This is a genomic window from Aquabacterium sp. (genome assembly GCF_016195855.1).
Lineage (GTDB): Bacteria > Pseudomonadota > Gammaproteobacteria > Burkholderiales > Burkholderiaceae_C > Aquabacterium.
The window spans coordinates 907,299-932,708 of sequence record NZ_JACPYU010000003.1 but is presented as its reverse complement, the minus strand read 5'-3'; the positions used below and the strand labels follow the sequence as shown (position 1 = coordinate 932,708).

General features: G+C 65.1%; 16 protein-coding genes and 1 pseudogene. 11 read left to right on the top strand and 6 right to left on the bottom strand.

Annotated features, from left to right (window positions below):
• Positions 1-203: 203 nt before the first annotated feature.
• The 5 genes and pseudogenes from HY019_RS05630 (at position 204) to HY019_RS05610 (ending at position 6,963) form a co-directional block, all read left to right on the top strand.
• Entirely contained in the window at positions 204-743 is a 540-nt protein-coding gene (locus HY019_RS05630) for a pilin (RefSeq protein ID WP_290689040.1), read from the top strand.
• Positions 744-832: 89 nt separating this feature from the next.
• Entirely contained in the window at positions 833-1,585 is a 753-nt protein-coding gene (locus HY019_RS05625; protein ID WP_290689038.1) for a pilus assembly protein, read from the top strand.
• Positions 1,586-1,689: 104 nt separating this feature from the next.
• Positions 1,690-3,736: pseudogene (tkt, locus tag HY019_RS05620) on the top strand (transketolase).
• A 68-nt stretch (positions 3,737-3,804) separates the two neighbouring features.
• Positions 3,805-4,803: a type I glyceraldehyde-3-phosphate dehydrogenase gene (gene gap, locus HY019_RS05615; protein WP_290689036.1), complete on the top strand. Its 999-nt coding sequence runs from the start codon at positions 3,805-3,807 to the stop codon at positions 4,801-4,803.
• 369 nt (positions 4,804-5,172) lie between these two features.
• A complete protein-coding gene (locus HY019_RS05610; RefSeq protein WP_290689035.1) occupies positions 5,173-6,963 on the top strand; it encodes a S8 family serine peptidase in 1,791 nt (596 codons plus the stop codon).
• On the opposite strand, the gene HY019_RS05605 is transcribed toward HY019_RS05610, so the two are convergent.
• Genes HY019_RS05605 through HY019_RS05595 form a run of 3 tightly spaced genes read right to left on the bottom strand, consistent with a single transcriptional unit; the run spans position 6,944 to position 9,258 of the window.
• Entirely contained in the window at positions 6,944-7,765 is an 822-nt protein-coding gene (locus HY019_RS05605) for an SPOR domain-containing protein (protein ID WP_290689033.1), read from the bottom strand. The genes HY019_RS05610 and HY019_RS05605 overlap by 20 nt on opposite strands.
• Before the next feature lie 39 nt (positions 7,766-7,804).
• Positions 7,805-8,689 (bottom strand): biotin--[acetyl-CoA-carboxylase] ligase, encoded by an 885-nt coding sequence (locus HY019_RS05600; protein ID WP_290689032.1) that lies wholly within the window; start codon positions 8,687-8,689, stop codon positions 7,805-7,807.
• 50 nt (positions 8,690-8,739) lie between these two features.
• The gene (locus HY019_RS05595) at positions 8,740-9,258 is read right to left on the bottom strand and encodes an SET domain-containing protein-lysine N-methyltransferase (protein ID WP_290689030.1); all 519 of its coding nucleotides are present in this window, start codon (positions 9,256-9,258) and stop codon (positions 8,740-8,742) included.
• Positions 9,259-9,372: 114 nt separating this feature from the next.
• Between HY019_RS05595 and HY019_RS05590 the strand changes: the two genes are divergently transcribed.
• From HY019_RS05590 to HY019_RS05565, 6 genes are all read left to right on the top strand, one after another.
• Positions 9,373-12,012, top strand: coding sequence for a DNA topoisomerase III (locus tag HY019_RS05590; protein WP_290689028.1), 2,640 nt, complete (start codon positions 9,373-9,375; stop codon positions 12,010-12,012).
• Positions 12,013-12,151: 139 nt separating this feature from the next.
• The gene (gene pstS / locus HY019_RS05585; RefSeq protein ID WP_290689026.1) at positions 12,152-13,225 is read left to right on the top strand and encodes a phosphate ABC transporter substrate-binding protein PstS; all 1,074 of its coding nucleotides are present in this window, start codon (positions 12,152-12,154) and stop codon (positions 13,223-13,225) included.
• 141 nt (positions 13,226-13,366) lie between these two features.
• A complete protein-coding gene (msrP, locus tag HY019_RS05580) occupies positions 13,367-14,368 on the top strand; it encodes a protein-methionine-sulfoxide reductase catalytic subunit MsrP (RefSeq protein WP_290689184.1) in 1,002 nt (333 codons plus the stop codon).
• The gene (locus HY019_RS05575; protein WP_290689024.1) at positions 14,368-15,000 is read left to right on the top strand and encodes a protein-methionine-sulfoxide reductase heme-binding subunit MsrQ; all 633 of its coding nucleotides are present in this window, start codon (positions 14,368-14,370) and stop codon (positions 14,998-15,000) included. Before msrP ends, HY019_RS05575 begins: the two co-directional genes overlap by 1 nt.
• Before the next feature lie 10 nt (positions 15,001-15,010).
• Positions 15,011-16,066 carry a nitronate monooxygenase gene (locus HY019_RS05570; RefSeq protein WP_290689022.1) on the top strand — a complete coding sequence of 352 codons (1,056 nt, stop codon included), beginning with the start codon at positions 15,011-15,013 and terminating at the stop codon, positions 16,064-16,066.
• A gap of 44 nt (positions 16,067-16,110) precedes the next feature.
• Entirely contained in the window at positions 16,111-17,109 is a 999-nt protein-coding gene (locus HY019_RS05565; RefSeq protein WP_290689020.1) for an AEC family transporter, read from the top strand.
• Here HY019_RS05565 and HY019_RS05560 read toward each other — a convergent pair.
• The 3 genes from HY019_RS05560 to HY019_RS05550 form a co-directional block, all read right to left on the bottom strand.
• Positions 17,085-18,131, bottom strand: coding sequence for a GGDEF domain-containing protein (locus HY019_RS05560; protein WP_290689019.1), 1,047 nt, complete (start codon positions 18,129-18,131; stop codon positions 17,085-17,087). The two genes, HY019_RS05565 and HY019_RS05560, sit on opposite strands and share 25 nt — an antisense overlap.
• Before the next feature lie 65 nt (positions 18,132-18,196).
• Complete coding sequence (locus HY019_RS05555) at positions 18,197-19,135, bottom strand: intradiol ring-cleavage dioxygenase (RefSeq protein WP_290689017.1); 939 nt, start codon at positions 19,133-19,135, stop codon at positions 18,197-18,199.
• A gap of 47 nt (positions 19,136-19,182) precedes the next feature.
• Positions 19,183-25,236 (bottom strand): excinuclease ABC subunit UvrA, encoded by a 6,054-nt coding sequence (locus HY019_RS05550; protein ID WP_290689015.1) that lies wholly within the window; start codon positions 25,234-25,236, stop codon positions 19,183-19,185.
• Positions 25,237-25,410: the final 174 nt, after the last annotated feature.

Genomic DNA, 25,410 nt, shown 5'->3' with positions numbered 1-25,410 from the left:
CAGTTTCTGGCGTTGCAGTTGACACAAGGTCGACCAAAGCTGTCTTGCCTGACTTTGGCACTAGGGGAAAGTGCCAACAAAATCACGATTTTTCGGCCACTGAAAGCTGGCACGCTGTCTGCGTTGTATTGAGCGTGGCCCCCGGCAGTGTGGGGTCGGTCTAAAGGCAAGTTCTTAGCGGGTCGCGGCCCAAGGAGTTAATCATGCAAGTGATGAAGCAAGTACAAAAGGGTTTCACCCTGATCGAACTGATGATCGTGGTGGCCATCATTGGTATTCTGGCTGCCGTGGCGCTGCCTGCTTATCAAGACTACACGATCCGTGCCAAGATCACAGAAGGTCTGAACCTGGCTTCGGCACTGAAGCAGGACATGGGTAGCATGTATGCGGCTGATGGCATGAACGGTGTGGCCGCTTTTGCGGTTCAAGTTAAGGCTAACCCCCCTCAGTCCAAATATGTCAAAAGCCTTGATGTTGACGGCACTTCCGGTCTGATCACGATTGCCTACGCACAAGCCAACGTGGGTAAGTCAATCAAGGACGGTGACACGCTGACCCTGACGCCTTATCTGAATGCCAACGGCTCAATCACTACGCTGCAAGGCGCTCCAGCCGGTGCAACGGGCGCTGTGGACTGGGCTTGTGCCTCGTTGACCGCTGTTACCGCCACCAACCGCAAGCTGCCTGACCCGGCCGTCAAGGGCACTCTGGATCCCCGCTTCGCTCCCGCCGAGTGCAAGTAATCGTCTGACTCGCTCAAGCGAACAACAAACAGGGCCTTCGGGCCCTGTTTGCATTGGCCGATCATTTTTTTGCAAAATCACCTTCCATCATGACCTTGTCCAGACGACTGAAAGCCAGCCTGATGCATCTGGGGGGCTGCGCCTTGGTGGCTGCGCTGGCAGTGGCCTTGGTTCTAGGGGTCTGGTACCCCATGCCCTATTGGTACGTGGCAGGCGGCCAGGACCTGCTGGTCCTGATGCTGTCCGTGGACCTGATCCTGGGGCCGGTGTTGACAGCCGTGGCCGCCAGCCCCGGCAAGACCAGTCGTCACCTGGCTGCGGACGTAGCCGTGATCGTGGTGCTGCAACTGGTCGGCTTGGTTTATGGCCTGTATAACGTGTGGCAGGTCCGCCCGGTGGCCATGGTGGCCGAATACAAGATGATGCGGGTGGTGATCGCCGCTGACATCCTGGATGAGGATTGGCCGAAGATGCCCGAAGGCATGGGGCGCTGGTCCATGCACCGACCGGTCTTGATGGGCATCAGGCCGCCCCGCGACCATGAAGAGCGTCAGCAGATGAGCATGCTGTTGCTGAGCGGCAAGATGCCGGGCTCTCGCCCTCAATACTGGCAGCCTTATGCCCAGTCTCGTGAGCAGGTGCTGGCCTGGGGGCGGCCTGTTGAGCAGTTGCAGTTGGGCACTGATGCCCAGCGGCAGAGCCTGCAAGCGGCGGTGGCCGCAACCGGGCAAGCCGCCGCGGCACTGAAAGTGCTGCCGCTTGTGGCTCGGGACAAGGGGTGGGTGGCCTTGCTGGACGCCGAGACGGCCGAGGTAAGGGGCTACGCGCGTTTGCCGGAATGAGGTGAGCCGGGGCGGCGCGGGGTGGATCTGACGCCGGGCGCCAAGAGAGTGCCCGGACCCCATTTAGAATGCTGGATTCGATTCAGCCCACACGCCCACCAACCATGCCCAACTCCACCAAGAACATCACTGCCATGGCCAACGCCATCCGTGCCCTTGCCATGGATGCCGTCCAGCAGGCTAACTCCGGTCACCCTGGCGCCCCGATGGGCATGGCCGATATGGCAGTGGCGTTGTGGAGCCGCCATCTGCGCCACCATCCGGCGCAGCCGCAATGGGCCGACCGTGACCGCTTCGTGCTGTCCAACGGCCACGCGTCGATGCTGATCTACTCGCTGCTGCACCTGACGGGCTACGAGCTGTCGATCGACGACATCAAGGCTTTCCGCCAGATGCACAGCAAGACGCCGGGTCACCCCGAAGTGGGCGTCACCCCCCGGTATCGAGACCACCACGGGCCCGCTGGGTCAGGGCATCACCAATGCCGTGGGCTTTGCGCTGGCTGAAAAAATGCTGGCCGCCGAGTTCAACCGCGAAGGCCACAGCATCGTCAACCACCACACCTATGTGTTCATGGGCGATGGTTGCCTGATGGAAGGCATCAGCCACGAAGCCGCCGCACTGGCCGGCGCCTGGAAGCTGGGCAAGCTGATCGCGCTGTACGACGACAACGGCATCTCCATTGACGGCCAGGTCGCCCCCTGGTTCGTGGACGACACCCCCAAGCGTTTCGAAGCTTATGGCTGGAACGTGATTGGTCCGGTGGACGGCCATGATGTGGACGCCGTTGACGGCGCCATCGAGAAGGCCAAGATGAGCACCGACAAGCCCACGCTGATCGTGTGCAAGACGGCCATCGGCCACGGCTCGCCCAACCGCGCCAACACCGCCAAGGCCCACGGCGAACCCCTGGGTGGCGACGAGATCAAGCTGACGCGCGAAGCCCTGGGCTGGCCGCACGACGCTTTCGTGATCCCCGAAGACGTCTATGGCGACTGGAACGCCAAGGCGGACGGTGAGCTGCTGGTGAACGACTGGAACCAGCGTTTTGACGCCTACAAGGCCGCCTTCCCCGAACTGGCTGCCGAGTTCACCCGCCGCATGGCCGGCGAGCTGCCCGCCAATTTCGCCGAGATCGCGGTGCAGGCCGTGGCCTCTGCCCATGACAAGGCCGAGACGGTGGCCAGCCGCAAGGCCAGCCAGATCGCGTTGGAGTTCTTCACCGCCGCCGTGCCGGAAATGCTGGGTGGCTCGGCCGACCTGACCGGCTCGAACCTGACCAACACCAAGAGCACGCCCGCCTTCCGCGTGGACGACGAGGGCGCCGTGGTCAAGACGGACGGCAAGCCTGGCCGCCACATCAACTACGGTGTGCGCGAGTTCGGCATGGCCGCCATCATGAACGGCATCGCGCTGCACGGTGGCTACATCCCTTACGCCGGCACCTTCCTGACCTTCAGCGACTACAGCCGCAACGCCATCCGCATGGCCGCGCTGATGAAGCAGCGCGTGATCCACGTGTTCACGCACGACTCCATCGGCCTGGGTGAAGACGGCCCGACCCACCAGTCGGTCGAGCACGCTGCCAGCCTGCGCCTGATCCCTGGTCTGGATGTGTGGCGTCCTGCCGATACGACCGAAACGGCCGTGGCCTGGACCATCGCCCTGGCCAACAAGAACCGCCCCTCGGCCCTGCTGCTGTCGCGTCAGAACCTGCCCTACGCCCCCAAGCAGGATGCGGATGTCATCACGCAAGGCGCGTATGTTTTGGCTGAACCCTCAGAAGTGGGGTTGAAGAAAAAGGCCGTCGCCGTGATCATCGCGACCGGCTCCGAAGTGCAACTGGCACTGCATGCACAGGCTGACCTGGCCAAGCTGGGTATCCCCGTGCGCGTGGTGTCCATGCCCTCGACCACCGTGTTCGACCGCCAGCCGGTCGAGTACAAAAAGGCCGTGCTGCCCGCCAACCTGCCGCGTATCGCGGTCGAGGCCGGCGTGACGGACGGCTGGTGGAAGTACGGCTGCGCAGCCGTGGTCGGGATCGACACCTATGGTGAATCGGCCCCGGCAGGCGTGCTGTTCAAGCACTTCGGCTTCACCACCGAGAACGTGGTGGCCACGGTCCGCAAGGTGTTGTCGCTCAAGAAGTAAGTCAAGGCACTTCTTCTCCCGCTCAGGCAAAGTTTCAGTTTCAGTTCAACTTTCAAGGTAAAGCAATCATGGCTATCAAGATTGGTATCAACGGCTTCGGTCGCATTGGCCGCATGGTTTTCCGCGCTGCCATCCAGAACTTCAACGACATCGAAGTCGTGGGCATCAACGATTTGCTGGAGCCCGACTACCTGGCCTACATGCTGAAGTACGACTCGGTGCATGGCCGCTTCAAGGGCGACGTGGCCGTGGACGGCAACACCCTGATCGTCAACGGCAAGCGCATCCGCCTGACCGCCGTGAAGAACCCGGCTGAACTGAAGTGGGACGAAGTTGGCGCCGACGTGGTGGTCGAGTCCACCGGCCTGTTCCTGACCAAGGAAACCGCTGAAGCCCACCTGAAGGCAGGCGCCAAGAAGGTGATCATGTCGGCCCCGTCCAAGGACGACACCCCGATGTTCGTCTACGGCGTGAACGACAAGACCTACGCCGGCCAGGCCATCATCTCCAACGCTTCGTGCACCACCAACTGCCTGGCCCCCGTGGCCAAGGTGCTGAACGACACCTTCGGCATCAAGCGCGGCCTGATGACCACCGTGCACGCTGCCACTGCCACGCAAAAGACCGTGGACGGCCCGTCCAACAAGGACTGGCGCGGCGGCCGCGGCATCCTGGAAAACATCATCCCCTCGTCGACTGGCGCTGCCAAGGCCGTGGGCGTGGTGATCCCCGAGCTGAACAAGAAGCTGACCGGCATGGCCTTCCGCGTGCCCACCTCTGACGTGTCGGTCGTTGACCTGACCGTCGAGTTGAACAAGGAAGCGTCGTACGAAGACATCTGCAAGGCCATGAAGGCCGCTTCGCAAGGCGCCATGAAGGGCGTGCTGGGCTACACCGAAGACAAGGTGGTGGCTACCGATTTCCGTGGCGAAGTCTGCACCTCGGTGTTCGACGCTGAAGCCGGCCTGGCGCTGGACAGCACCTTCGTGAAGGTCGTGTCCTGGTACGACAACGAGTGGGGCTACTCGAACAAGGTGCTGGAAATGGCACGCGTGATCGCCAAGTAAGGCCAAAGCAGAGGCGGTTGTTGCAGCCGCGATCCGCTGAACAAACAGGGCCCGTCGAGGCCCTGTTTTCATTTCTGGCGCTGGTGCGCAACCCGGGATTTCACGATGAGGCAGGCATCTGGCCTGCTCGGTGGTTTTTTGTGCGCAATTGTCACCATGGGCCATGTGGGCCATGGGAAGTCGACACGCAGCGACATAATCCGGGCTCTTTGGCCTTATTTGGCACCATGGCTGTGCATGGTGCGGATCAAAAAACTCTGTAGTTGGATTGCATCTTTGATGAGAGCGGCGTTGCGTGCGGCTTGGGCGGCCTGCCTTGGCCTGACTCTGGTTCTGGCTTGCGGTGCCGCGTTGGCGTCAGCCACGGCCTTGGCGTCGCCCAGAATGGCCAAGGGGCTGATTGTCAAACTCAAGCGCCAGGACCGGCGCGTTGATCCGGTCACCTCGGTGGTGCGCCTGCAGGCGGCTGCCGCATCGACCGAGTCCATGCAAAGCGCGCGCATGCGCATGGCGTCTTTGGCCAGGCGGCACGGGGTGAGCTACCTGGTGCAGCGTCCCACGGCCTTTGCGGCCCAGGTGATTCATTCGGGCAAGCTGGAGCCTTACGCGCAGGTGCAGGCCCAGGCCGAGCGCCTGCGTGCCGATCCCGATGTGGAATGGGTGGTCGTCAACGAGGTGGCGCATCCGGCGGGTGTGATTTCGCAGGCCTTCAATGACCCGGCCTACCCGCAGCAGACCTGGTTGCATGAGCGCGAGAGCACGCTGGGTGGGCGCCAGGGCGTGGCCCATATCGCGGCGGCCTGGGATGCCATGATCGGCAAGACCGTGTCCCCGGTGGTGGTGGCCGTGCTGGACACGGGCATCTTGTCTGCGCCTGATCTGGACGGGCGCATCGCGCAGGGCCATGACTTTGTCTCCGAGGTCGACTACGCGGGGGACGGTGATGGGGTGGACAGCGATCCGTCCGACCCGGGCATCTCACCGGACAAGATCCCCAACCCCTCCTTGCGCACGGGCTGCAGTCCGGCACCCTTGCAGTGGCATGGCTTGCGCATCGCGTCCATGCTGGGCGCCCAGGCTGGCAACGCGCTCAATGGCGTGGGCATGCTGGCGCCGGTTCCTGGTCTGGTGGTGCTGCCGGTTCGGGTGGCGGGCATGTGCGGCGCCGAGCTCAGCGACATTGTGGAAGGCATGCTGTGGGCGGCCGGGATCGATTACCAGGGCTCTCCCCCTCGCAACCTGCATCCGGCCCGCGTGATCAACCTCAGCTTTGGCGGGGATGGCTCGTGTGGCGACTCGGGCACGCACGATGCGGCCTGGTTGTACCGCGATACGATCAAGACGCTGGAGAGCAAGGGCGCATTGGTGGTGGCATCGGCAGGCAATGGCAACCCGGACAACTGGCTGGGCCTGGCGACACCAACCCGCCCCGCCAGTTGCCCAGGGGTACTGGCGGTGACGGCACTCAACCAGCAGGGCTACAAGGCCAACTACGCCAACCTGGTCGATGGCACGCAGCAAAGTGGGCTGGCCGTGGCGGGGGGCGACATGGTCATGACACGGGGCATCGACAACAGCCAGATCTTCACCCTGGTAGACGATGGCATCGTGGCCTTGGCCGACAAAGGGGTCGACGAAGGGATCAATACCAGGCCTCTTGGCGACTACGAGATGCAGGCCGCTGTCGGGACCAGTTTTGCCGCGCCCACCGCCGCTGGGGTGGCCGCCTTGATGCTGGCGCTGGACCCCCATCTCACGGTGGCGGAGCTGCGCAACGCTTTGCTGGCGCAGATCGAGCCTTTTCCGACGGTGTTTCCCACGGCCTTGCCCGTGTGTCAGCCTGGGGTGAATGGCCAGGGCAATTGTGTCTGCACCACGCAGACCTGTGGCACAGGCGTGCTGGATGCCTACCGCGCGGTGACCTGGGCCATGGGCCAGGCCAGTAGCGCAGCGCCAGGCGCTGCCACCGTGGCCTCATCTGACAGCAGCTGCTTCAAGCCCAACCGGCTGGGCGGTGGCAGTTCCTGTGACAGCGGGGATGGCGGTGGAGGCGGCGGCGGCAGCAGCGACGTGCCGAGCTTGCTGGCGCTGTTGGCGGCCTGTCTGGCCCGTTTCTGGATGGCCGGCGGCGCTGGGCTTGTCAGGGCCGGCAGGGGCTGAAACCCTTGCCCTGAGGCAGCTTCATGCCGGCCAGGGCGACCTGCATGTTGACCGTGGCGTGGGGCACCTTCAGAACCTGCACCTCCATGCTGGGGCGCAGGTTGACAATGCGTGCCGTGCGGATGCCCCGGTTGCGCAGGACATTGAGGCCGGCCTCGGCTTCTTCCAGCCGGGTGTAGCGGCCCAGCGAGATGCCCTGGGCCAGGTTGGCGGGTGTGCGCACTTCTTCAAAGTTCAGACCCTTGATGCGGCGCAGCTCGGCTTGCTTGCGCTCCAGCATGTCGGCATCGGCGTAGGGGCCCATGTAAACCAGCCACAGGCCCTGGATGGCCACGGTGCGGCTGTTCCAGCTGCCTGAAGGCAAGGCGGCGCGCACATTGGCTTCCACGCCGGCGTATTCCGCGGCACTGAAGGGCCCGGCTTCGACGCACTTCATGTCCTTGTTGCTGGCAGCCGTTGCCAAGGCCGGGCCCGCAGCCGAAGCAGCGGCGGTGGCTGAAGGCAGGGTGGCAGCCGAAGCGGCATCCACCGAAGCCGACGCGGCGCTGGCAGCGGCCATCGCACTGGCCGCGGCACTGGCGGCATCGGGCGCGCCAACCGGGCCGCCGTGACGGGCTTTGTCACCCGTTGACGAGGCCGCCGGCAGCACCACGATCTTGTCCGCGTGAATCTGCTGGCTCAGGCGCTGGGGTTCATGTTGTGCATCGGGCTGGACGCCCACCAACTGGTTGAGCCAACCCTGGCTCCACGCGAAGAACGCGGCGTTGACGATCAGCAGGATCAGCACCAGGGAGCGCAGCATGGGTGGATAGAGGCAGGCGTGATGGGGCGTTGAGGCTGGTCAGTGCGAGGCGCCTTGCAAGCGCACGCTGACCTCGCCGGTGGTCCAGGACTGGAGGCCGTTGTCAGTATGCACGAGCAAAGCGCCGGTTTCGCTGACGCCCTGCGCCATGCCGGTGTCAGAGGGGGGGTGGCCGCTGGCGGCACCCTGGCCTGGCGCGGCCCACAGCCCGATGACCTGGCCGGCCAGCACATCGCGCTGGCTGTAGGCCGCCTGCAACGGTGCGAAGCCTTGTTGCTCGAACAGGCGGACATGTGCCAGCAGCGAGGGTGCAATCCACGACCAGGCCAGGCCCGGTGTGAGGCCCGCGTTGGCGAAAGGGCCCGATTGCAGTGCCGCCGAGCCCTCAGGGGCCTGCCCCAGGCGGACATTGAGCCCGATGCCGATGACCACCCACCGCTGGCCATCGTCCAGGCCGGGGGCCGGGCTGGCCTCGATCAGGATGCCGCCCAGCTTGCGGCCATGCAGCCACAGGTCATTGGGCCATTTCAGGCCGATGGCAGGGGTGATGGGCGTGGTGCCGAGCTTCTGCAGGCCCGCCTCCAGTGCCTGGGCCACCGCCAGGCCCACCGCCAGCGACAGGGCGCTGCCGCCCCCAGGGACCTCGTCCAGCCGCATGGGCAGGCCCAGCGAGAAGGTCAGGCTGTCGCCCACCGAGGCCAGCCAGGAGCGGCCCTGGCGGCCTCGTCCGGCCGTCTGGCTGCAGGCGGCCAGCAGGGTCGGGCTGAGCTCGCCCCGGCGGCCACGGGCCATCAGCTCGGTGTTGGTCGAGCCGATCTCGGGCAGCACCTCCAGGCTGAGCGTCGGGCAGGCGGGTGAGGCCGCCTCCCAGATGCGCTCGGCAAAGGCGTTCAGGTCGGCCAGGGCGGCGTTCAGCTCGGGCATGGTGAGCGGCGGGGCTATCGCAATGGGTCAGCGAAGGAGGTTGCGAGGGCTCAGCGCCGGCGCGATGCCAGCATCGTGCCGCGGCACTTGGGCGAGCCGCACCAGCAGGCGTATTCCTTCTTGAGCTTGGCCGTCATGCGGGCGTCGATCACCAGGCCGTAGTCGAAGAACAACTCTTCGCCCACGTTGATGTCGCGCAGCGCCTTGAGGAAGACGCGGTCGCCGTCCTGCTCGGCTTCCAGATTGGGGTCGCAGGAGTGGTTGATCCACTTGGCCGAATTGCCCTTGTACTTGCCGTCGATGACGTGGCCGTCGTCGAGATGGAAGTAAAAGGTGTGGTTCGGTTGTGACGGATCGTGCGGGTGGCGGTCCAGCGCTTCCTGCCAGGTGATGATCTCGCCCTTGTACTCCAGCACGGTGTCGCCGGCCTTGATCGGGCGGATGGCATAGACGCCTTTGCCATGAATACCCGACTCGCGAACCTGGGTGCGGCGGCCTGAAGTGGGCTCGTCAAGAGGGGGGAGGGCCGGTTGGGCGGCGCTTTGAGGTTTTTTTGCGGCTTGCGTCATCGGCCAGATTGGGTACATTGAATTGGTGGGCGCGCGTGCCCGCGTGTGTGCACACGTATGTGTGCGTGCGCGTGCGCGAGAAGCCCGATTGTAAGAAGAGATATAAAGACGCCCATGAGCAAAGCCCTGGTCATTGCAGAAAAACCGTCGGTTGCCCAAGACATCGTGCGCGCATTGACGCCGGTGGACGGCAAATTCGACAAACACGATGAATACTTCGAGAGCGAACACTATGTGGTCAGCTCCGCCGTCGGCCATCTGGTCGAAATCAAGGCGCCCGACGAATTCGATGTCAAGCGGGGCAAGTGGAGCTTCGCCAACCTGCCGGTCATCCCGCCGCATTTCGATCTCAACCCGATCGACAAGAGCAAGGGGCGGCTCAATGCCCTGGTCAAGCTGATCAAGCGCAAGGACGTCACCACGCTGATCAACGCATGTGACGCGGGGCGCGAAGGTGAGTTGATCTTCCGCCTGATCGCGCAGTACGCGGCCGACAGCACGGCCACCACGCGCGCCAAGGGCCTGGGCAAGGACGTCAAGCGCCTGTGGCTGCAGAGCATGACGCCGGCGGCCATCCGCGATGGCTTCGATGCCTTGCGCTCTGACGAGCAGATGATGCCGCTGGCCAGCGCCGCGCGTTGCCGCTCCGAGGCCGACTGGCTGGTGGGCATCAATGGCACGCGTGCCATGACGGCTTTCAACTCGCGTGACGGTGGTTTCTTCCTGACCACCGTGGGCCGGGTGCAGACCCCGACGCTGTCCATCGTGGTGGAGCGCGAAGAAAAGATCCGCAAGCACGTCTTCCGTGATTACTGGGAGATCAAGGGCACCTTTGGTGCTGAGGCTGGTGCCTATGACGGCAAGTGGTTCGACCCCGCCTTCAAGAAGGACAAGGCCGCCGCGGAAGGTTCTGCCGAGGCCGAGTTCAAGGCCGACCGCGTCTGGTCTGCTGCCGAAGCGCAGGCCATTGCCGATGCGGTGCGTGGCAAGCAGGGCACGGTCACCGAAGAGGCCAAGCCCAGCAACCAGTCCAGCCCGCTGTTGTATGACCTGACCACGTTGCAGCGTGAGGCCAACTCGCGTTTCGGCTTCAGTGCCAAGACCACGCTGGGCCTGGCGCAGGCCCTGTATGAAAAGCACAAGGCCCTGACCTACCCACGTACCGATTCGCGCGCACTGCCCGAGGACTACGTCAACGTGGTCAAGGACACCATGGGCATGATTGCCAGCGAAGACCTGCCCGGGCCGCTGCGTGAGCTGGCCCAGCACGCCGGCAAGGCCATCAAGGAAGGCTACGTCAAGCCCAACAAGCGCGTGTTCGACAACGCAAAGGTGTCGGATCACTTTGCCATCATCCCCACGATGCAGGCGCCCAAGAGCCTGACCGAGGCCGAAGCCAAGCTGTACGACATGGTCGTCAAGCGCTTCATCGCCGTGTTCTACCCGGCGGCCGAGTTCATGGTCACCACCCGCATCACCAAGGTGCCCGCGGCCGGCAAGGAGCATTGCTTCCAGACCAACGGCAAGGTGCTGGTCAAGCCGGGCTGGATGGCCGTCTATGGCAAGGAAGCCTCGGAAGAGGGCGACGAGCGCACGCTGGTGGCCGTCAAGCCGGGCGAGGCCGTGCTCAATGAAGACGTGGCCGTCAACGCCTTGAAGACCAAGCCGCCCGCACGTTACTCTGAAGCGACGCTGCTGAGCGCCATGGAAGGCGCCGGCAAGCTGATCGACGACGAGGAGCTGAAGGCCGCGATGACCGAGAAGGGCCTGGGCACACCAGCCACCCGTGCGGCCATCATTGAAGGCCTGATCACTGAAAAGTACATGTACCGCGAAGGCCGTGAGCTGATCCCCACGGCCAAGGCCTTCCAGCTGATGACGCTGCTGCGTGGCCTGGGCGTGGAAGACCTGACCAAGCCCGAGCTGACCGGCAACTGGGAGTTCAAGCTCTCGGAGATGGAAAAGGGCCGCCTGAGCCGCGAGGCCTTCATGGCCGAGATCGCGGACATGACCCAGCGCGTGGTGCAAAAGGCCAAGGAATACGACCGCGACACCATCCCCGGTGACTACGCCACCCTGAGCGCGCCCTGCCCGAACTGCGGCGGCGTGGTCAAGGAAAACTACCGCCGCTTCACCTGCACGGGCAAGGGCGGTGGTGACGATGCCGCGGGTTGTGGCTTCAGCATGACCAAGATCCCGGCAGGCCGCAGCTTCGAGTTGCACGAGGTCGAGCAACTGATGCGCGAGCACAAGATCGGCCCGCTGGAAGGCTTCCGCTCCAAGGCGGGTTGGCCCTTCACGGCCGAGCTCAAGCTGGTGCGTGACGAAGAGTCCGCCAACTGGAAGATGGAGTTCGACTTTGGCGAAGACGCCAAGAAAGACGACGAATCCGGCGAGGCAGTGGACTTCAGTGACCAGACCAGCCTGGGGCTTTGCCCCAAGTGCGGGGGCCAGGTCTACGAGTACGGCAGCAACTACGTGTGCGAGAACACGCAGGGCGCCACCAAGGCCAAGTGCGACTTCAAGAGCGGCAAGGTCATCCTGCAGCAACCCATCATGCCCGACCAGGTCAGCAAGCTGCTGGAAACCGGCAAGACCGACCTGCTGGACGGCTTCGTGTCCAACAAGACGCGCCGCAAGTTCAAGGCCTTCCTGAGCTGGGACGCCAAGGCGGGCAAGGTGGGCTTCGAGTTCGAGCCGCGTGCGCCGCGTGTGCCGGCGGCCAAGAAGGCGGCAGCCAAGAAGGCCGCCTGATCTTGATCCTGTTGTAACGATGTTGTAAGGGGCCGGGCAACCGGCCCTTTTTCCGTTTTGACATGAGCCGACAGGACCAAGGGTTGCCCCGGTGGTGTATCTTCGCCACCTCGTTAACCGGACCTTGAAGTTGTTGGTGATGTTGTTGCGTTCTACCTGGGTGAAAAAGTGCGTGTCGGTGGCCATGGCAGTGAGCCTGGGCGCGATCAGTGTGCAGGCCTGGGCCCAGGTGCAGATCAAGGGCGCAGGGGCCAGCTTCCCCTCGCATGTCTACGAGCGCTGGACGCACCGGTTTGCCGAGCTGAACCCTGGTGTGGCGGTGCGCTATAGCCCCTCGGGCTCTGGTGACGGCGTCAAACAGATCAAGGCGCGTGCCGTGCACCTGGGTGGCACGGACAGCCCCTTGACGCCGCAGCAGCTCAGCGAGAACAAGCTGATCCAGATCCCCATGGTCGTGGGTGGCCTGGTGCCGGTGATCAATTTGCCGGGTGTCGGGGCCAACCAAATGGTGCTCAGCGGCGAGGTGCTGGCCGACATCATGCGGGGTGACATCCAGCGTTGGGACGACCCTCGCATTGCTGCCCTGAACCCCGGTTTGCGTCTGCCGGGCTTGCCCGTGAGCCGCATCGTTCGTGAAGATGCCTCCGGCTCGACCGAGGTCTGGACGCGCTACCTGGGCCTGTCCTCGGCGCGTTTTGCGTCCGCCGTGCCGGTGTCGCAGAAGCCCGCCTGGCCGGGCAGCACGATGGCCGCCAAGGGCAATGACGGCGTGGCCACCTTGCTCAAGGACACGCCAGGTGGCATCAGCTATGTGTCGTTTGACCGGGTGCTCAAGGACCGCCTGGTGGGCGTGAAACTGCGCAACCCGGCGGGCAATGTCGTGGTGGCCTCTGAAGAGGCCTTCCGTGCCGCGATCCTGGCGTCGGACGTCTACCGCAAGGGCGAAGACATGGCCAGCCTGGTGGGCGTGGCCCGCGCGGACGCCTGGCCGCTGACCGCCACCAGCTACGTGCTGCTGGATGCCGAGCCCAAGGACATGGCCTCGGCCGAATGGGTGGCCCGTTTTGTCTACTGGTGCTTCATGCATGGCGACGAGCTGACCCGTGGCACGGGCTTTGCCCCCTTGCCCGAGCGCGTGCAGGCCAAATTGTCCGGCCGCCTGCTTCAGATCCATGGCCCTGGTGGCCAGGTGCCCAAATTCATCAGCCCCTGATCCTGATGCGCCAGGCGGTGTAAGGTTTGGGGCTGCTGACACGACTGAATCGATGCGGCCCGTTTTGGGCCCCGATCCAGCAGGAGTTTGAGCATGGCCTTGATCCGAACCTCACGTCATTTTTCGCACCCTGACAGCGGGATGACCCATGGGGTGCCCAGCGAGATCACGCCGCGCGCGGTCTACGAGGGCCGTCGTGCCTGGCTGAAAGAGGCGGCGGCCCTGGGTGGCGCTGCGGTGGGTCTGCAAGCCGCCTCCGGCTTGTGGCTGAGCGGCGAGGCCGAGGCGGCCACGGCGGCGGCTCCGCTCGTGGCGCGACCGGGCGTGCTGGCACCCTTGCCGGGTGTGCGCAGCACGGTGGCAGGGGCCTACGCCATGGACAAAGTCACGCCCTACGAGAAGGTCACCCGCTACAACAACTTCTACGAGTTCGGCACCGACAAGGAAGCGCCCTGGCACAACGCCGGCACGCTCAAGCCTCGTCCCTGGACCTTGAGCATCGAAGGCGAGGTGGGCAAGCCCCTGAAGCTCGGCCTGGATGACTTGCTCAAGCTGGGCGCCATGGAAGAGCGCATCTACCGCCTGCGTTGTGTGGAGGGGTGGTCCATGGTGATCCCGTGGGTGGGTTATTCGCTGTCGACGCTGATACAGCGCGCGGCACCCACCAGTCGCGCCAAGTACGTCGAGTTCATCAGCCTGGCTGATGAAAAGCAGATGCCCGGCGTGCGGTCTGGCGTGCTGGACTGGCCTTATGTGGAAGGCCTGCGCATCGACGAGGCCATGCACCCGCTGACCATGATGGCCTTTGGCCTGTATGGCGAGGTGCTGCCCAACCAGAACGGTGCCCCGCTGCGCCTGGTTGTGCCCTGGAAATACGGTTTCAAGAGCGCCAAGTCGATCGTCAAGATCCGCCTGGTCGACAAGGAGCCCGTGTCATCGTGGACCAAGGCCAATGCCCGTGAATACGGCTTTTATTCGAACGTGAACCCGACGGTGGACCATCCGCGCTGGAGCCAGGCCACCGAGCGGCGCCTGGGTGAGGGCGGTTTCTTTGCGCCCCGCAAGACAACCCTGATGTTCAATGGCTACGAGGCCCAGGTGGGGCAACTCTATGCCGGCATGGATTTGAAGAAGTACTACTGATGCAACTGTCTCTTGTGAACCAGTGGCTGCTCAAGCCCTGGGTGAAGCCCCTGCTGTGGCTGCTGTGTGCCGTGCCCTTTGCCGGCCTGATGGTGGGCCTGGCCACCGACCAGTTGGGCGCCAACCCTGCCGAGAAACTGATCCGCGAAACCGGTGAGTGGACGCTGCGCTGGTTGTGGCTGACGCTGGCCGTCTCGCCCCTGCGTGAGGCGGCGTCCCTGCCGGCCTTGTTGCGCTACCGCCGCTCGCTGGGCGTGACGGTATTCGTGTACGCGGTGCTGCACTTCCTGGCCTATGCCTGGCTGGACAAGGGCCTGGTGCTCGACGACATCATCAAGGATGTCTACAAGCGCAACTTCATCCTGGTGGGGGTGGCGGCGCTGGTGCTGATGACCCCGCTGGCCTTGACCTCGTTCAACGCGGCCATCCGCAAGCTGGGCGGCAAGCGCTGGCAGGCGCTGCACAAGCTGGTCTACGCCGTGGCCTTGCTCGGCCTGCTGCACTTCTACTGGAAGAAGGCGGCCAAGAATGATGTGAGCGAGGTCATGGTCTATGCCGTGATCCTGGCGGTGCTGCTGGGCTGGCGCGCGATGCGCAAGGGCGGGGTGATGGGCATGCTGCGGACACGTTGAAAGGCCACCCATGAGCATCAGCCTGCGCGAACTGCTGTCCATCGACCTGCCCATCCTGCAGGCGCCCATGGCGGGCGTGCAGGGCAGCGCCTTGGCCATGGCGGTCAGTGGTGCGGGCGGGCTGGGTGCCTTGCCCTGTGCGATGTTGTCGCTGGACGCCATGCGTCACGAACTGGCCGCCATTCAGTCTGCATTGGCTGGGCGCCCCTTCAACGTCAATTTTTTCTGCCATGTGCCGCCGGCTTTCGATGCGGTTGCCGAGCAGCGTTGGCGTGAAGCCTTGGCGCCCTATTACGCAGAGTTCGGCATTGACCCGACGCAGATCCCGGCCGGGCCGGGGCGCCAGCCCTTCAGCCATGAAGTGGCCGATGTATTGGAGGCGTTCAGGCCAGCCGTGGTGAGCTTCCATTTTGGTTTGCCCGAGCCGGCTTTGCTCGAGCGCGTGCGGGGCTGGGGCGCCAAGGTGCTGTCTTCTGCCACCACGGTGGACGAGGCACGCTGGCTGGTGGCCAGAGGCGTGGATGCCGTCATCGCGCAAGGCGTGGAGGCGGGTGGGCACCGGGGCATGTTCCTGACGAACGACCTCAGCACCCAGATGGGCACGATGGCCCTGCTGCCGCAGATCGTTCACGCCGTGGACGTGCCGGTGATTGCGGCAGGTGGCATCGCCGATGCGCAGGGCGTGGCGGCCGCCATGCGTCTGGGTGCAGCCGGTGTCCAGGTCGGAACGGCCTACCTGCTGTGTCCGGAGGCGACCACCTCTGCCATTCACCGGGCTGCCTTGCAACGCGAATCGGCCCGGCACACGGCCTTGACCAATCTGTTCACTGGCCGCCCAGCCAGGGGCATCGTCAACCGCTTCTTGCGCGAACTGGGGCCAGTCAACCCCGTGGCGCCCGCGTTTCCGCTGGCGACGGGTGCCGTCGCCCCCTTGCGTGCTGCAGCAGAAAAACGGGGGCTAGGTGACTTCTCGCCTTTGTGGGCAGGGCAGAACGTCAGCGGTTGCCGCGAGGTGTCTGCAGCCGAGCTGACCCGCGATCTGGCGCGCCTTCTGGACAAGCCTTGATCCCCCTGGTCCCGTAACGTGGGCCCAGGGTGACAATGTCGCCCATGATCGATCTGCTGCTTCTTTTCATCCCCTTCTTCGCCCTGGTGCTGCTGGGCTGGGTCGCAGCACGCCGGGGCGTGGTGCCCATTGATGGCATCGGTTCGCTCAACAGCTTCGTGCTGTACTTCGGCCTGTCGGCCATGGTGTTCCGGCTCAGTGCCAGCGGCGCGTTGATGCAAGAGGGTTTGCTGGGCCTGCTGCTGGCTTATGGCTTGGCGGGTTCGGTGGTGACGGCGCTGGCCTTGATCTGGGCTGTGCGCGCTGGCCTGGTCCGTCGCGATGGCGGGCTGGTGGCCTTGGTCACGGCCTTTCCCAATACGGGCTTTCTGGGGTTGCCCTTGTTGACCGGTTTGCTGGGGCCGCAGGCCGCAGGGCCGGTGGCCGCAACCCTGATCGTGGACGTGCTGTTGCTCAGCTCACTCTGCCTGGCCTGGGCGCATTCGCATGCGGCGCAGGATGCGCCCGGTGACGATCCGCAGGAGGTGTGGCACGCGGTGCAGGCCTCGCTCAAAGGGGCGTTGCGCAACCCGCTGTTGTGGTCCATGGCCGTGGGCATGGCGTTCGCGGCGCTGCATTGGCATCTGCCCAAGCCGGTGGACGAGACCGTGCGCCTGTTGGGCCTGTCGGCCACGCCCACGGCCTTGTTCACACTGGGGGCCATCCTGGCGCGTGCGCAGATGCAGCCTTTGCATGTGGAGGTGGCCATGCCGGGCATCCAGGTGCCGGCTGTGCTCAAACTGGCGGTTCACCCGATGCTGGTCTGCGCACTGGGCTGGGGGCTGCATCGTGCGGGTGTGACCCTGACCGACGCAGGCCTGCTGACGGTGACCATGGCCGCGGCCTTGCCTTCGGCCAGCAATGTGTCGATGCTGGCCGAGCGTGAAGGGGCCAACACCACGCTGGTGGCACGCGTCATCTTGTGGACCACGGCTTGCGCGCTGGTCACGGTGGCCTTGTGGGCGCACCTGCTGGGTGTTCAGGCCGCGCTGGCCACCACCTGATTGCGGCCGGCCACCTTGCCCTGATAGAGGGCGGTGTCGGCGCGGTTGATGGGCGCATCCACGACTTCGTCGTTCTGGTGGGTGCTCACCCCAAAGGTCATGCTGACCTTGATCTGTTTGCCGTTGAAGGGCACCTCGATGGCTTCGACCTGCTGCCTCAGCCGTTCGGCCACGCTTTTGGCCAGATCCAGTGTGGCGTCAGGCATCAGGAAGAGGAACTCTTCACCGCCCCAACGCGCGACGCTGTCCTGCTCGCGCAGGGCTTGTCGCAAGGTCTGGCTCACGGCCTTGAGCACCTTGTCGCCTGCCGCATGGCCGTGCTGGTCATTGATGGACTTGAAGTGATCGATGTCGGCCAGGACAAAGGCCAGCGGGGCCTGGTGGCGCTTGCGTTGCACGAGCTCGTACTCGGCGATCTCCAGCAGGCTGCGCCGGTTGAGCAGTTGCGTCAGCGGGTCGGTCGTGGCCAGGATGCGCAGCTCTCTTTCGGCCTTGGTGACCAGCTTGAGGTAGATGCCCGACAGGTAGGTCAGCAGCAGGAAGGTGACGGCGATGTTGAAGTAGCGCAGGCCTGAAAGCGTTTGCGCACTGATCACGTCCAGCGGCGTGAGGTCACGCATGGCATGGTCCAGGCCGATGTACAGCAGCAGCATGGAGGTGATGAGCACGGGCTTGAAGGCCTTGATCTTCATCTGACTGATCACCACGACGGGCACGACCACCAGCAGGTAGTAGTGAAAGCCGCTGTCCCAGCCGATGGCACGTACGGCCAGGATGGCGTGGGCCAGGATCTCGAAGACGATCAGGGAGACGGCCAGCAGGTTGAGCCGCTTCTTGAGGCACAGGTAGCTGGCCGCAAACAGGAGCACGCTGCCCAGGTTGATCCACGCCAGCGTGTGGGCGCCCAGGCCGTAGAACAGGCCCATGAACATCACATGGGTCGCGCCGGCCACGACGGCGATCTTGTACATCAGCCCCCAGAAGGCGAAAGCCGTATTGCGGTTGCCGAAAGTCTTGTCCATGTAGGGCTGTGCACGCTCCATCGTCTACGGTTATCGGCGTGCACCGTCGGGACTTGAGCACTTCTCTACGCGGCGATCGACAAGGTGATGTGGCCGGTGTAGCCCGCGGCCACGCTGCCGCTGAGGGTGGTCATCTCCAGGGTGACGCCGTCGCTGAACACGTTGTCGGTGGCGAAGCTGATCTTGCCCAGGTTGGTGAGGCTGGCGCTGTAGCCGCTGGCGTTGGTGTAGACCTCGGTGCAGGTGCTGACCGGAAATGCCAGTTGCGTGGTCTTGAGCTTGTTGGAAAAGCTCGTGGCCGTGGTCAGGCTGCGGTAGATCTCCAGGTGCATGTGCGGCATGCGGCCGTCATAACAGCCAGGGAAGACCGTGGTGAAGGTGACGTTGCCGCTGGCATCGGTGGCCTGTACGCCGCGCAGGTAGTTCTGGTCGGTGACACCGCTGGAGTACAGCGAGTACTTGCCGTCGCGGTTGCAATGCCACAGGTAGATGGCATAGCCCTCCAGCGAGGCGCAGGCCGCATTGGTATTGGTGAGCTGGATGGTCAGAACCAGCGGCACACCGGCGGCCGTGCCGCTGGCGCCATCGATGCTGCTGCGGATGTCGCTGCGCACGATGCTGGCCAGGGCCAGGACGTTGCTGGTGGCGCCGTTGCTGGTGTTGGAGCCGTCGCCGGGGTAGGGCCCGGCGGTTTCCTCCGGGGCCACCGAGCAGGTGTTGACCGACGTGCCGCCGGTGCTGGTGCTGGACGTGGTGTCAGTGCTGGAGCCGCTGCTCGTGGTGGCGCCCGTCGTGGTGCCTGTGCTGCCCGCGTCACCGCCGCCGCCACAGCCAACCAGAGGCAGGGCTGCGGTGGCCGTCAAGGTGCCTACGCTGCCCAGCCAGCGCAGCATCTGGCGACGCTCCTGTTGCTGGGCCAGTGCGCGCAGATCGTGTTCAAGTCCGTGTGGGTGCATGGTCGGGCGGGGCATGGTGTGGTGGTGGTGCCATGCTGCCTGCCGCATGCTGCTGCTTCGTGTGCGCTTTTTGTCGGCGCTGACACATTGGTGTGTCAGCGGCGGTGCAGCACCCCCTTGAGCGCCACACCGGTGTGCGTCTTCTTCGCGACGATGTGATCGGGCGTGCCTTCGCCCGCGACCTTGCCACCACCGGTGCCGCCTTCAGGGCCCATGTCGATGATCCAGTCGGCTTCGGCGATCACGTCCAGATCGTGCTCGATCACGACCACGCTGTGGCCGCCATCCACCAGCCTGTGCAGCACGCGGATGAGTTTTTCCACGTCGGCCAGGTGCAGGCCCACCGTGGGTTCATCCAGCACATACAGGGTGTGCGGCGCCTTGTTGCCGCGGCGGGTGATGTCGTCGCGCACCTTGCTGAGCTCGGTCACCAGCTTGATGCGCTGGGCTTCACCGCCCGACAAGGTGGGTGAGGGCTGGCCCAGTGTCAGGTAGCCCAGGCCCACGTCCTGCAGCAGCTTGAGTGGGTGTGCGATGGAGGGCATGGTGGCGAAGAACTCGACGGCCTCGTCCACCTCCATCTTGAGCACGTCACCGATGTGCTTGCCGCGCCAGGTGGCGGCCAGCGTCTCGGGGTTGAAGCGCATGCCGTTGCAGGTGTCGCAGTGCACCTTCACATCGGGCAGGAAGGCCATCTCGATGGTGCGGATGCCCTGGCCTTCGCAAGCCGGGCAGCGGCCCTCACCGGTGTTGAAGCTGAAGCGGCCTGCGCCCCAGCCGCGCGCGCGGGCTTCGAGCGTGTCGGCAAACAGCTTGCGGATGGTGTCCCAGAAGCCGATGTAGGTGGCCGGGCAGGAGCGCGGTGTCTTGCCGATCGGGGTCTGGTCGACTTCGAGCACGCGGTCCACCACGCCCCAGCCTTCGACGCCATCGCAACCGACCCAATGTGGCGCGGTGTTGGCGCGCTCCTTCGGCGGGATGCTGACGGCCGCCTGCACATTGGCCAGCAGCACGTCACGCGCGATGGTGGACTTGCCCGAGCCGGATACGCCGGTCACGGCCACCAGGCGTTGCAGCGGCACCTTGACGTTGACCTTGTCCAGGTTGTGCAGGCGCGCCTTCTTGATGCTCAGTTGAGGTGTTTCTGCGGTGATGGCGCGGCGTTCACCAATGGGGTGGGCCATGGGCGTGCGCAGGCAGCGGCCGGTGACGGAGTGCTCGGCGGCCATGATGTCGGCCACCGTGCCTTCGGCCACCACGGTGCCGCCCCGCACACCGGCACCGGGGCCGATGTCGATGATGTGCTCGGCGCGCCGGATCGTGTCTTCATCGTGTTCGACCACCACGAGCGTGTTGCCCTCTTTGCCCAGCGTGTGCAGGGCTTCGAGCAGCAACTGGTTGTCGCGCGGGTGCAGGCCGATGGTGGGCTCGTCCAGCACGTAGCACACGCCCTGCAGGTTCGACCCCAGCTGGGCGGCCAGGCGGATGCGCTGGGCCTCGCCACCGGACAAGGTGGGCGCGGCGCGGTCCAGGCTGAGGTAGCCCAGGCCGACCTGTTCCATGAAGCTCAGGCGGCTCTTGATCTCGCTGACGATGTCGCGGGCGATGGTGGCTTCGCGGCCATCCAGCTTGAGCTTCTCGCCCCACTTGCGCGCGTCCTTGACGGACAGGGCCGACAGATCGGCGATGGACTGGCCTCGCAGTTGTACGGCGCGTGCCACCGGATTCAACCGGGCGCCATGGCAGCTTTCGCATTCGGCATCGGTCACGTCTTCCACATCGGGCTCGGCAAAGGTCTGCTCGCGGCCCTTGTTGTCATCGGTCTGCGAGTCGTCCATGACCTTGCGCTGCTCGCGGGTCAGGGCCAGGCCCGTGCCCACGCAATCGGGGCACCAGCCGTGCTTGCTGTTGTACGAGAACAGGCGCGGGTCCAGCTCGGGGTAGCTGGTGCCGCAGCTCGGGCAGGCGCGCTCGGTCGAGAAGACCTTGACGCGGCCCATGTGCAAGGTGGACTTGCCCGAGGCCAGCGCCTCTGACAGGCCCTCCAGCCCGGTGATCAGGTGGACCACGCCCTTGCCATGTTCCAGCGCGCTGGCCAGCAGTTCACGCAGGCGGGCTTCGTTCTCGGGCTTGACCACCACGTCGCCCACGGGCAGCTCGATGGTGTGCTCGCGGTAGCGGTCGATCTTGGGGCCGCCCGCGGTGCCCCAGCCCGCGCTGGGCAGGAACTCGCCGTCCACGCGCAGGTGCGTGAAGCCGCGTGAGGCTGCCCACTTGGCCAGCTCGGTGTAGATGCCCTTGCGGTTGACCACCAGCGGTGCCATCAGGCCGATGTGCTGGCCACGGTAGTCGCGCACCCATTGGGCCGCGATGGCCTCGGGGGTTTGCGGCAGCACGGCCATGGGGTGGCCGTCGGCATCACAGCAGGCGGGGTTGGTGCAGTGCTGCACGCCCAGCTTGACGAACAGCAGGCGCAGGAAGTGGTGCACTTCGGTGGTGGTGCCCACGGTGCTCTTGCGGCCGCCGCGTGACAGGCGCTGCTCGATGGCCACGGTGGGCGGGATGCCATACACCGCATCGACTTCAGGACGGCCTGCAGGCTGCACGAGCGAACGTGCATAGGCGTTGAGCGATTCCAGATAACGGCGCTGGCCTTCGTTGAAGAGGATGTCGAACGCGAGCGTGGATTTGCCCGACCCCGACACGCCCGTGATCACGTTGAACTTGCCGCGCGGGATGTGCACGCTCAGGCCCTTGAGGTTGTTCTCATGGGCATTGACCACTTCGATGCTGTCGTGGCCGGGGGCCTTGGCCGCGGCTTCACGGCGGCGTTCTCGGCGAGCCTTGATGATGGCTTGCAGGGATGTGCCGGCGTCTTCGCGCAGCTTGTCGCTCAAGCCCAGTTCATAGGCCGCTTCACGCTCCATCGCGACCACCGCTGCGCTGGACTCGGCCTCATCCAAGGCGGCCTTGCTGGCTTTGCCCTTGCCTTTGCCTGCTGTGCCTTTGGTGGCCTTGGCTGGCTGTTCTTCGCTGCCAGGCGCACTCAGGCCCAGCGCATCTTCGTATTCACGCAAGGCCACGCCGGTGGCCGTGTGCTTCAGGCGCACTTCTTCCGGCGGGCCATAGGCCACCAGTTGGCCACCGGCATCACCGCCTTCAGGGCCAAGCTCGATCAGCCAGTCGCAGGCACGGATCACATCGAGGTTGTGCTCGATGAGGATGATGGAGTTGCCTGCATCCAGCAGCTTGACAAAGGCCCGCATCAGCTTGGCGATGTCGTCGAAGTGCAGGCCGGTGGTGGGCTCGTCGAACATGAAGAGCGTGCCCTTGCGCGCCGTGCGCTGGCCCGACTTGCTGGCTTGCTGCGCGGTCTCGACCAGGTGGCCGGCGAGCTTGAGGCGTTGCGCCTCGCCGCCCGACAAGGTCGGCACAGGCTGGCCCAGCTTGACGTAGTCCAGGCCCACGTCGTGCAAGGGCTGCAGGGCGCGCACCACGTCCACATCCTGGCCGAACAGGCGCACGGCTTCGGCCACGGTCAGCTCCAGCACATCCGAGATGGACAGCTGCTTGCCCAGGCGCTCGATCTTGACCTCGCGCACCTCGGCGCGGAAGCGTGTGCCATCGCAATCCGGGCAGCGCAGGTAGACGTCGCTGAGGAACTGCATCTCCACGTGCTCGAAGCCCGAACCACCGCAGGTGGCACAACGGCCCGTGCCCGCATTGAAGCTGAAGGTGCCGGCGGTGTACTGGCGTTCGCGTGCCAGCGGCGTCACGGCAAAGATCGTGCGCACCGCATCGAAGGCGCCCACATAGCTGGCCGGGTTCGAGCGGGCCGTCTTGCCGATGGGGGACTGGTCGACAAAGTTGACAGCGCTCAGCCAGTCGGCACCGAGCAGCTCATCGTGCTCGCCGGGGGAGTCGGTGGCCTGGCCGAAGTGGCGCAGCAGCGCGGGGTGCAGGATGTCCTGGATCAGCGTGGACTTGCCCGAGCCACTGACACCCGTCACGCCCACCAGGCGCTGCAGCGGGAATTCAATGTTCAGGTTCTGCAGGTTGTGCTGGCGCGCGCCCTGCAGGATCAGCTTGGGCGTGTTCTCTTGCACGACGCGGCGCAGGCCCATGCCGATGGTGCGGCGTGCGCCCAGGTAGGCGCCGGTCAGCGTCTCGGCCTTCTTGAGGTCTTCGGGCGTGCCATCGAACACGATGCGGCCACCTTGGTGGCCCGGGCCTGGCCCTAAGTCGATCACGCGGTCGGCGGCCAGCATCACGGCGGGGTCATGCTCGACCACCACCAGCGTGTTGCCGGCATCGACCAGGCGCTGCATGGCCACGTTGATGCGGTCCATGTCGCGCGGGTGCAGGCCGATGCTGGGCTCGTCCAGCACGAACAGGGTGTTGACCAGCGAGGTGCCCAGGGCCGTGGTCAGGTTGATGCGTTGCACTTCACCGCCCGACAGGGTGCGGCTCTGGCGGTCCAGCGTCAGGTAGCCCAGGCCGACATCGACCAGGTACTTCAGCCGCGTGCGGATCTCATCAAGCAGCAGGGCCAGGGCGTCGTTGTCACCGCGGTTGGCCAGCGTCACGAAAGAGAAGAAGCGCTGCAGTTGCGAGATGGGCATGAGCATGACGTCATGCAGGCTCAGGCCGGGCAGGGCGTCGAACACCGCGCGGGACATGCCCGTGCCATGCGGCTTGAAGCGCTTGGCCGGGGCCAGCACGGCATCGGCGTCTTCGCGTGAGCCCAGGCGCCACAGCAGCGATTCAGGCTGCAGGCGTGCGCCATCGCAGGTGGGGCAGGTGGTGTAGCTGCGGTACTTGGACAAGAGCACGCGGATGTGCATCTTGTAGGCCTTGCTTTCGAGGTACTCGAAGAAGCGCTTGATGCCGTACCACTGCTTGTTCCAGTTGCCCTTCCAGGTGGGATCGCCGTCGAGCACCCAGGCCTTGTGCTCGGCTGTCATCTGCGCCCAGGTGGTGTCGCGCGGGATGCCGGCGTCACCGGCGTACTTGATCAGGTCGGCCTGGCAGTCGGCCCAGGCGGGGGTCTGCAGCGGCTTGATGGCGCCGCCACGCAGCGTCTTCTTGCCATCGGGGATGACCAGGCCCCAGTCCACGCCGATGACGCGGCCAAAGCCACGGCAGGCCGGGCAGGCGCCCGCGGCGGAGTTGAAGGAGAACATGCCCGGTGTGGGCGCGCTGTAGCGGCGATGGCTGTCCGGGCAGTGCAGGCCGGCGGAGAAGCGCCACAACTCAGGATCACCATCATCTTCAGGCAAGGCATACACGGTGATGTGGCCGCTGCCACGTTTGAAGGCCACTTCCAGGGCCTCCATGACGCGGGGGCGGTCCAGATCGGCGCCGGTGGGATCGGCACCGATGCGGAAGCGGTCGGCCACCACGTCCAGCACCAGGCGTTCGTCCGAGGCGATGTCGGCGCTGGCTTCATCCTTGGCTTTCTTGCCGGCTGCCTTGCTGGCTTTCTTGGCCGCGGCCTTCTTCTTGGCGGGCTGGGCATCGCCTTCGGCCTCGACCGCCGCCGCTGCCTGCGATGCCGTCAGCGCGGCGGAGGGCAGCAGGCTGGCCTTGACCACACGCTGCGCCTGGATGCGCGAAAAGCCGCTGGCCGACAGCCATTCCTGCATCTGCTCGGGCGTGGTGTTGGCGGGCAGTTCTGCACCAAAGGTGATCACCACGCGGCGCCCACCGGGTGTGGCCGCGCAACGTCCGAGCAGTTCTTCAAACACCGATTGCGGCGTGTCTTCGCGCACCAGCAGGCCGGTGTCCTGGTCGAACAACTGTGCGGCGCGGGCAAACAGCAGCTTGAGGTGGTCGTTGAGCTCCGTCATCGTGCCGACCGTCGAGCGCGAGGTGCGCACGGGGTTGGTCTGGTCGATGGCGATGGCCGGGGGCACGCCTTCCACTCGGTCCACGGCGGGGCGGTCCATGCGGTCGAGGAACTGGCGCGCGTAGGCGCTGAAGGTCTCGACGTAGCGACGCTGACCCTCTGCATACAAGGTATCGAATACCAGCGAGGATTTGCCCGAACCGCTGGGGCCGGTCACCACGGTCAGCTCACCCGTGCGGATGTCCAGATCGAGGTTTTTGAGGTTGTGCTGGCGGGCACCGCGTATGCGGATATCGGACATGGGACACCTTGCGCTGGAGAACCGCTGCAGAAGGATGCCCGCAGCAGACGGAGCGCAAACATTCTAGAGACGGATTCATGACGGCGCGGGCGAAAGGGCATCAATACCTTGTCCGAATGCCTGGGTTGAGCCGGGTTTGTTACGTCTTATCGCTCAAGTCTCCGTCTCAAGCGA

What these genes read in the sequence shown, in the direction of transcription:
- HY019_RS05550 (WP_290689015.1), bottom strand. Translation starts at nt 25,236, where the DNA reads ATGTCCGATATCCGCATACGCGGTGCCCGCCAGCACAACCTCAAAAAC.
- HY019_RS05595 (WP_290689030.1), bottom strand. Translation starts at nt 9,258, where the DNA reads ATGACGCAAGCCGCAAAAAAACCTCAAAGCGCCGCCCAACCGGCCCTC.
- HY019_RS05565 (WP_290689020.1), top strand. Translation starts at nt 16,111, where the DNA reads ATGATCGATCTGCTGCTTCTTTTCATCCCCTTCTTCGCCCTGGTGCTG.
- HY019_RS05600 (WP_290689032.1), bottom strand. Translation starts at nt 8,689, where the DNA reads ATGCCCGAGCTGAACGCCGCCCTGGCCGACCTGAACGCCTTTGCCGAG.
- gap (WP_290689036.1), top strand. Translation starts at nt 3,805, where the DNA reads ATGGCTATCAAGATTGGTATCAACGGCTTCGGTCGCATTGGCCGCATG.
- HY019_RS05575 (WP_290689024.1), top strand. Translation starts at nt 14,368, where the DNA reads ATGCAACTGTCTCTTGTGAACCAGTGGCTGCTCAAGCCCTGGGTGAAG.
- pstS (WP_290689026.1), top strand. Translation starts at nt 12,152, where the DNA reads ATGTTGTTGCGTTCTACCTGGGTGAAAAAGTGCGTGTCGGTGGCCATG.
- HY019_RS05630 (WP_290689040.1), top strand. Translation starts at nt 204, where the DNA reads ATGCAAGTGATGAAGCAAGTACAAAAGGGTTTCACCCTGATCGAACTG.
- HY019_RS05625 (WP_290689038.1), top strand. Translation starts at nt 833, where the DNA reads ATGACCTTGTCCAGACGACTGAAAGCCAGCCTGATGCATCTGGGGGGC.
- HY019_RS05605 (WP_290689033.1), bottom strand. Translation starts at nt 7,765, where the DNA reads ATGCTGCGCTCCCTGGTGCTGATCCTGCTGATCGTCAACGCCGCGTTC.
- HY019_RS05560 (WP_290689019.1), bottom strand. Translation starts at nt 18,131, where the DNA reads ATGGACAAGACTTTCGGCAACCGCAATACGGCTTTCGCCTTCTGGGGG.
- HY019_RS05570 (WP_290689022.1), top strand. Translation starts at nt 15,011, where the DNA reads ATGAGCATCAGCCTGCGCGAACTGCTGTCCATCGACCTGCCCATCCTG.
- HY019_RS05555 (WP_290689017.1), bottom strand. Translation starts at nt 19,135, where the DNA reads ATGCGGCAGGCAGCATGGCACCACCACCACACCATGCCCCGCCCGACC.
- msrP (WP_290689184.1), top strand. Translation starts at nt 13,367, where the DNA reads ATGACCCATGGGGTGCCCAGCGAGATCACGCCGCGCGCGGTCTACGAG.
- HY019_RS05590 (WP_290689028.1), top strand. Translation starts at nt 9,373, where the DNA reads ATGAGCAAAGCCCTGGTCATTGCAGAAAAACCGTCGGTTGCCCAAGAC.